This window comes from Campylobacter concisus, assembly GCF_902460875.1.
Lineage (GTDB): Bacteria > Campylobacterota > Campylobacteria > Campylobacterales > Campylobacteraceae > Campylobacter_A > Campylobacter_A concisus_AA.
This window is the reverse complement of the sequence record NZ_CABPVR010000010.1, coordinates 8707-16820: the sequence shown is the minus strand read 5'-3', so window position 1 is coordinate 16820 and position 8114 is coordinate 8707. Positions and strand designations below refer to the sequence as shown.

At 38.9% G+C, this 8114-nt stretch carries 5 protein-coding genes and 2 pseudogenes; all 7 read left to right on the top strand.

From position 1 onward, the window contains the following. Positions 1-88 precede the first annotated feature (88 nt). Positions 89-784 carry a DUF4230 domain-containing protein gene (locus tag F3H01_RS07330; protein ID WP_149725325.1) on the top strand — a complete coding sequence of 232 codons (696 nt, stop codon included), beginning with the start codon at positions 89-91 and terminating at the stop codon, positions 782-784. Between the two features lie 23 nt (positions 785-807). After that, on the top strand, positions 808-1731 hold the full coding sequence (locus tag F3H01_RS07325) for a Dyp-type peroxidase (RefSeq protein ID WP_149725324.1): 924 nt from the start codon (positions 808-810) through the stop codon (positions 1729-1731). A gap of 45 nt (positions 1732-1776) precedes the next feature. Continuing rightward, entirely contained in the window at positions 1777-2199 is a 423-nt protein-coding gene (locus F3H01_RS07320) for an EamA family transporter (protein ID WP_149725323.1), read from the top strand. A gap of 98 nt (positions 2200-2297) precedes the next feature. Beyond that, positions 2298-2873, top strand: coding sequence for a cytochrome C (locus tag F3H01_RS07315; protein WP_085657583.1), 576 nt, complete (start codon positions 2298-2300; stop codon positions 2871-2873). A 193-nt stretch (positions 2874-3066) separates the two neighbouring features. Further along, entirely contained in the window at positions 3067-5634 is a 2568-nt protein-coding gene (locus F3H01_RS07310; protein WP_149725322.1) for a molybdopterin-dependent oxidoreductase, read from the top strand. A 394-nt stretch (positions 5635-6028) separates the two neighbouring features. Continuing rightward, positions 6029-6781, top strand: a pseudogene (locus tag F3H01_RS09745) (cache domain-containing protein); the annotation flags it as partial. A gap of 843 nt (positions 6782-7624) precedes the next feature. Beyond that, a pseudogene (locus F3H01_RS09815) lies at positions 7625-7996 on the top strand (methyl-accepting chemotaxis protein); the annotation flags it as partial. Between the last annotated feature and the right edge of the window lie 118 nt (positions 7997-8114).

Genomic DNA, 8114 nt, shown 5'->3' with positions numbered 1-8114 from the left:
ATTATTTAAATATAATTTTTAATAAAAGTAGAATTTCACCTTTGCTTTACAAAATTAAGCTAAAATAGCAAGCTTTAAAGGAGAAAGAATGAGTGAATATATAAATTTGATATTAGCTCTCTTGCTTGCAGTTCTTGTGTTTGCATTTTATAGGTCAAATAAGGCGTTAAAAAAGACTAAAGATGAGAGTCAAAATTTATCTGTAAGTACTGAAATTTCACAGCTAAAAAGTATCGGTGAGCTATCTGTTTTTCAAGTATATAGCAAAGAGATCGTCACAAAAACCGACCATGCGTTTGGAAATTTTGGCAAAGAGTATTTAAGGTGGCTGGTAAGCGAGAAAAAACTTTCGATGATATTTGAGTTTGAGATAAATTTCATCTACGATCTAACTAGTCCAAAACTCGAGATCACGCAGATCGCAAACTCTAGCTATAAGATAAAAATGCCTCCTTGCAAGTATAAATTCTCAATCGCCGATATGAAATTTTACGATGAGAAAAACGGTAAATTTATACCATTTTTGCTGCCTGACTCGCTAAATGGGTTTTTTGGAAGTACATTTACAGAAGAGGATAAAAACAGACTAATCGAAGAGGCTAGAAACGAGGTCAAAAAGATGAGCGTTCGCCTTATCTCGCAGCTTCAAAGCAAAATTCATAAATCAGCTCGCGACACGCTTGAAGCGATAGCTAAGAGCTTTGGCGCAAACAAAGTTGAGTTTGTCTTTGACGATAGCGACGAGCAGATCAACGAGCAACTAAATTTAGAAAATATCGCATAAAAATTAAATTTAAAGGAGAAAAAATGAGTGTAAATTCGCAAGAGGTCACACAAGCACCAGGCAACAACACAGTCTTTCAAACATGGGTTTTAAAAGGCGACAAAAAAGCATGTAAAGAGGGCTTTGCTAAGCTTTGTGCTTTGGTTGTAAATTTAAACAAAACTGCCAAAGTTAGATTTGGCGCAAATGAAAATGTAAACTGCATTCTTGGTGTGGGTCATGATGCTTGGAAAAAGCTTGAAATTTCAAAAGATCTACCAAAAGAGCTTGTAAATTTTAAAGCGATCAAAGGCGATAAACACGAGGCTGTTAGCACAAAGGGCGATATTCATATCCACATCCGCGCTTTAAATGCGCCTGATTGCTTCGATATGGCTCAAGCGATAAAGGCCGTACTTTTTAAATTTGCAGAGCTTACAGACGAGACGCAAGGCTTTAAGTATCATGACGGTAGGGCGATAATTGGCTTTGTTGATGGCACTGAAAATCCTGAGGGCGAGGAGAGAGATTTCTTTGCTAAAGTTGGCGATGAGGACGCTAAATTTAAAGGTGGCAGCTACGTTTTTGTACAAAAATATTTCCACAATATGAAAGAGTGGAACGCTACAAGTGTAAGTGAGCAAGAAAAGGTAATAGGTCGCTCAAAAGAGCTTGACATCGAGATGAGCGAGGATGTAAAACCTACTAATTCACACTCAGCTGCTGCAAACGTAGGAGACGATAAAAAGGTCGTACGTGGCAATATGCCTTTTACTGAAGGTAGTAAAACTGGCACTTATTTCATTGCTTATGCGAGCACATTTTCAACGGTTGAGCTTATGCTTAAAAAGATGTTTATCGGCGAGCCAAAGGGTAACTCAGATAGGCTACTTGACTTTAGTACGCCAGTAACTGGAGCTCTATACTTTGTGCCAACAGTTGATATGCTTGGCGATTACGAGGGATAAATTTAAATGGGTGAGGTGACTTACCCTTTTAAATTTTAAATAAAAATGCCAGAGTGGTTTATCTACGCAGCTCTTTCAGCTGTTTTTGCTGCACTTACAGCGATCTTTGCAAAGCTTGGCGTAAGGGATATTGACAGCGATTTTGCAACATTTATAAGAACGATCGTTGTTATTTTTATGCTTGTTTTACTTCTAAGTGTGGCCAAAAAATGGCAGCCACTAAGCTCTCTAAGCCCTAAAAACTGGCTCTTTCTCATACTAAGTGGCATGGCAACTGGGCTTTCGTGGCTTATGTATTTTAAAGCGATGCAAGTTGGCAAGGTCTATCAAGTTGCACTGGTTGATAAATTTAGCGTTGTGCTTGCTATCATTTTGGCTGTCATCTTTCTTGGTGAGAGGCTAAATTTAAAAGAAATTTTAGCCATCTGTCTTATCGTGTCTGGCGTATTTTTACTCATTTTTAAATAAAATTTTCTGCATTATTCTTAAAATATATTTTTAATTTTAATTTGTAATTAATTAAAAAGCTCCTAAAATTTGAGCGATTTCATTTTGAAGGGAGAAATATGAAAAAAATCATTCTTTCAGCCATCGTGGCTTGTGCGGCATTTGGTGCTAGTGTAAACTACACAGATGTTGTAAAAGATGTTTACGGTGATGCTAGCTCAACAAAAAGTATAGGTAGACTGCTACCAACCAATGCAGTTGAAATTTTACAAACAAGCGGTGACAGAGCGCAAATTAAAGTAAAAGGCTATCAAAATCCAGCCGTTAGCAACGTAGTTTATTTTGCTGATGGCGCGAGGATTATCTCGGTGGCATTTGCAAAAACTGCACCTTTTGATATTAAAGTGATCAAAGAGGGCAAAAACGGCAAATGGAATGAAGTAGAAACAACAGTTTTTGTTCAAAAAGATGGCTTTAGCACTGACGTAAACGCAATGTTTGCAAAAGCTGACAAGATGTATAAAGAGAGCTGTGGTGTTTGCCATGCGTTGCCTCAAACCACACATTTCAACGCAAACCAATGGCCGTCACTTCTAAAATCAATGATCGGCAGAACCGCAATAGAGAAAAAAGACGAGTGGTTGGTTGTTGAATACCTTCAAAAACACTCATCTGACGTAAATTTAGGCAAATAAGTAAAACCTAGCAGGCTAAATTTCACTAAATTTAGCAAGGAAAAAGGCTTAAATTTAAAAGGTTTTACTTAACAAAAATCAAAATTTAGATCGCAGACTTGCGATCTTAGGCTTTAGTACGGGATCAAACCGATGGGGTTTGTCGGAGCTTGGGCTTGCTCAAGCGAGAAGTTAAAAATGAAAGGGAGATAAGATGAACGAGAACAGGCGAGAATTTCTAAAAAAAGGTGCTACAGCAATTGCAGCGACACCTTTGCTTTCAAGTGTAACAGCTTCAAATTTATTTGCTGATAGTGTAAAAAAGAGTGTTTTAAGAGATAGTGAGGTCATCACGGCTGCTCACTGGGGGATGTTAAAAGTGACAACCAAAAACGGCGTTGCAGTAAAGTCAGAGCCTATCCAAAAAACAAGTGAAATTTACAACCCACTTCAGCACTACACACCAGATATGATCTACAAAAGTCGTATCAAGCGCCCAGCAGTAAGAAAAAGCTACCTTGAAAATCCAGATAGTCCAAAGCCAGAGCTTCGCGGCAAGGATGAGTGGGTTGAGGTGCCTTACGAAGAGGCGATCAAGCTAGTTGCAAGAGAGCTGAAAAAAACAAGAGCACAAAAAGGCTTACAAAGTGTATTTGCGGGCAGCTATGGCTGGAAATCAAGCGGTAACGTGCATAATTCAAGAATTTTACTTCATAGATTTATGAACCTTAGTGGTGGCTTTGTTGGCTCGTTAGGGGACTACTCAACAGGTGCTAGCCAGATCATAATGCCTCACGTTGTGGGTAGTATCGAGGTCTATGAGCAGCAAACCAGCTGGCCAGTCGTACTTGAGAACTCAAAAGTCGTAGTCATCTGGGGTGCAAACCCACTTGCGACACTTCGCATAGCTTGGACTAGCACCGACGAGCAGGGCTTTAAATACTTTGAAGAGCTCAAAAATAAAAAAGATATCAAAGTGATCATCATCGATCCTATCAAGAGTGACACAGCGCAATACTTTGACAACGCTCAGTGGATAGCCCCAGTGCCAAACACCGACACAGCGATGATGCTTGGTATGATGCACTACCTATATGAAAGCGGCAAGTATGATAAAAATTTTATCGAGACCTATACAACTGGCTTTGATAAATTTCTCCCATATCTACTTGGTAAGACAGACAACACTCCTAAAAATTTAAAGTGGGCAAGTAAAATTTGTGGTATCGATAAAGACGTTTTAAAAGAGCTAGCTGATACATTTGTCGCAAACCGCACTATGATAATGAGTGGTTGGGGTATGCAGCGCGCGCATCACGGCGAGCAGCCGCACTGGGCGATGGTGACATTAGCAGCTATGATCGGTCAGATCGGACTTCCTGGCGGGGGATTTGGACTTAGCTATCACTACTCAAACGGTGGCGCACCAACATGCAAGGGCGCAGCTATCGGTGGCATAAATAGCGCAAGTGTGGGTAAATTTAACGATAAAGGCGAGTTTATAGGTACAGATACAGGTGAGTTCGATAAACGAGGTCGCTTCGTCGCAAAGGCTGCTGCAGCAGCAGGTACAGGCCAAAGCTGGCTACAAAAAGCAACCAGCTATGCCTTCCCGGTAGCAAGGATTGCAGATGCGTTGCTACATCCTGGTAAAGTGATCGACCACGACGGCAAAAAGATCACCTATCCAGACATTGACTTTATCTACTGGGTCGGCGGCAACCCACTTGTACACCACCAAGATACAAATACAAATTTAAAAGCGTGGAGAAAGCCAAGAACGGTTGTCGTACATGAATCATACTGGACACCGACAGCAAAAATGGCTGATATAGTATTTCCAGTCACTACAGAGTATGAGAGAAACGATATCACCATGACCGGTGACTACTCAAATATGAACATCGTGCCAATGAAGCAAGTCGTTGAAAAATACCACGAGGCAAGAGACGACTACCAAATTTTCATCGATCTTTGTAAGGCTTATGCTAAAAATTTAGTCATTGCCTACACAGATAACGGCAAGGATGAGTTTGACTGGATCAAAGAGTACTATGACGCAGCCTACGCTCAGGTCAAGGCTGTGCCAGAGCTCACAACTGATATGAAGCCATTTGAAGAGTTTTGGAACGAGAACAAGCCAGTTACATTTGCCTCATCTCAAGATAGTGATAGCTGGGTGAGATTTGGCGAATTTAGAGAAGATCCTGTGCTAAATGCTCTTGGAACTCCAAGCGGTCTTATAGAAATTTACTCAGATACGATCGAGAAAATGGGTTACGACGACTGCAAAGCACACCCAATGTGGTTTGAGCCAATCGAGTGGCTAGGCATGAAAGATAAACCGGCTAAATTCCACATGATAAGCGCTCACCCAACTGACCGCTTACACTCACAGCTAAGCCAAACTTCACTTCGTGACAACTACGCTATCGCAAATCGCGAGCCTATCTGGATCAACGAAAAAGACGCAAAAGAGCTTGGTGTACAAAGTGGTGATTTGGTGCGTGTGTTTAACGTACGTGGCGAGGTGCTAGCAGGTGCTCACGTGACTAAAAACATCAAAGAGGGCGTTGTAAAACTAGCTGAGGGCGCTTGGTATGACGGCTTTGATAGTGGTATCTGCAAAAATGGCTCTGCAAACGTGCTAACCATAGATATCCCAACAAGTAAGCTAGCAAATGGTAACATCAGCCATACAGCTCTTGTAAATATCGAGAAATATAAAGGCGACGAGGCATTAAAGCTTACAGCTTTTGCTGAGCCAAAATTTTCTAAATAATTTCAAAGCAGGGGAGCGATCTCCTGCTTTTGAACTTAAAATTTAAAACAAATTTTCTATTTACAAAAAGCTTAAATTTATATTTAAAGCCTATAGCTCTATAAATTTGTATTTTGCAATGGATGTTGAGGTGATGGGTATAATTTTTGTTAATTGTTAAATAAAAATTTCTAGATTTAAATGACCAGTTATATTAAATTTTTATAAAGTCTTTTTAAAAGCCAAGCTACCTGACTTTTAAAGACAAAATAATCACTAAAAAAACTCACTTTTTTACCTTAATAGATACAATTTTTGATTAATTATTTAAAAGTCGTTAAATGTAGTATAAAATTAATTTTAGTTTTAATTTTTTTTAGATAGATTAAACAGATTTTTATTTAAAGGAGGAAAGATGAAGTCCATAACTTCAAAGATAGCGATGATTATCATCTCATTGCTAGTTATTTCGTTTGCTGCTATTTCAGCAGTCAGCTACTATACAGCGGAAAGTAAGGTAGTAGAGTTGGTCAGCCAGACCCAGGATCAGATTCTAAGTGATATCAAAGCAACCACGGATTCTTTTTTTGAAGATTATTTAGAAGTTGCCAAAAAGTCTGCTTCAGATATAGCACAAATACCAAATAATGATGACTCGTACATGGAAAAAACAAAAATGCAAAAAGAAAGCGTTAGTCATCTAGTTACTGATATTTTTTATGGTCGCGAGAGTGATGGACATTTTTTCCAGTCTGACGGCACTAGAACAACTCCAGCCGATAACTACGATCCTAGAACTAGAGGCTGGTATAAAGCAGCAAAGAGTGCAAATGGTGCTATCTATACCGAACCTTACAAAGCTGCCTTGTCTAATGCTTTAGTAATTAGCTTTGCCGCTCCAGTAAATAAAAATGGAAATTTTGATGGTGTTTTGGGGCTTGATTTAAATATAGATGCTTTAAGTAAAAAAATTCTCGAAATGGGTAAAACGAAATACGGTTACGTCTTTTTAATGAACAAAGACGGCTTAATGCTAATGCACAATGACCCAAACAATGTTGGTAAAACCGTTCCTGCTAGCAAATATATTGCTGAGGCTTTTGCAGCTAAAAAATTTGATGAAAATGGACTTATCCCTTATACAAACTATAAAGGCGAAAACGTAACCGCTAAAGTTCTTTCTATAAACGATCAAGGCTGGCTAGCCGTAGCCGCTATCGGAGCAGATACTTTTTCGTCCAATACCTTGCCTTTATTAAAAGCTCAAATAATCCTAGCCGTAGCTTTTATAGTCATACTTTCGGCTATCGTATTTACTCTTCTTAAAAAATCGCTTAGTCCTATTAGAACTATTCAAACCAAGCTTGAAGACGCGTTTAAATTTATCACTTACGAAACCCCTAACGCTCCGGAAAAGCTAGTAGTAACTACCAAAGACGAATTCGGCAGAATGAGCGAATCTATTAACGAAAATATAGAAAAAGTCCTTAACGGCGTAAAAAAAGACAGCGCCTTAATAGACGAGATGAACGGTATAGCAAATCTCATGATAAAAGGCCACATGGGAGCCAAGATTAACTCTACTCCGAATAATCCGGCTTTAGTTCAGCTAAAAGATCTACTAAATAAATTCTTTGCGTCAATTTCTGAAAATTTAAAAGGAATAGCGGTAGTTTTAGCTTCTTACAATAAAAACGACTACACTCCTAGACTAGAGCTAAAACCCGAGCTTGAAAGCGATCTAAAAGATATGATAGTAGGCCTTCAAAGCGCGGGCGACGCAGTAAGCAATATGCTAAGGGAAAATTTAAAAGAAGCTCAGGTTCTAGAAGAAAAAGCTAAAATCCTAGCAGAATCTATGAGAACCCTAACCGACGGAGCCCATAAGCAAGCCGACTCTATCCAAGAAAGCGCGGCTGCTATAGAAGAGATGAGCAGTTCTATGAACGCCATTAGCCAAAAAGCTAGCGACGTAACAAGACAAAGCGAAGAGATTAAAAACATCATCGTTATTATTAGAGATATAGCCGATCAAACAAATTTACTTGCTCTAAACGCAGCTATCGAAGCGGCACGCGCCGGCGAGCACGGTAGAGGCTTTGCCGTAGTTGCCGACGAGGTTAGAAAACTAGCAGAGCGAACTCAAAAATCACTTGGCGAGATCGAAGCTAATGCAAATGTTCTAGCTCAAAGCATCAATGAGATGAGTGAGAGCATCAGAGAGCAAAGCGAAGGTATAAATATGATAAATCAAAGTGTAAGCCAGATCGACAGTATTACAAAACAAAATATTGATATTGTTGGTACAACAAACGAAATTACTGACCAAATAGACGACATGGCTAAGACGATAGTAGCTGATGTTAGAAAGAATAAATTTTAATCTTATAGCTTAACACCTAAAATTTTATTAATATTTCATCCTCAAAATTTGAGGATGAAAATAACTCCTTTTTATCTCTAATCTTAAAATTATTTTTTGTTTTATAAATATAATAAAA

Coding starts and splice junctions, on each gene's coding strand:
- F3H01_RS07330 (WP_149725325.1), top strand. CDS start 89: ATGAGTGAATATATAAATTTGATATTAGCTCTCTTGCTTGCAGTTCTT.
- F3H01_RS07325 (WP_149725324.1), top strand. CDS start 808: ATGAGTGTAAATTCGCAAGAGGTCACACAAGCACCAGGCAACAACACA.
- F3H01_RS07320 (WP_149725323.1), top strand. CDS start 1,777: ATGCCAGAGTGGTTTATCTACGCAGCTCTTTCAGCTGTTTTTGCTGCA.
- F3H01_RS07315 (WP_085657583.1), top strand. CDS start 2,298: ATGAAAAAAATCATTCTTTCAGCCATCGTGGCTTGTGCGGCATTTGGT.
- F3H01_RS07310 (WP_149725322.1), top strand. CDS start 3,067: ATGAACGAGAACAGGCGAGAATTTCTAAAAAAAGGTGCTACAGCAATT.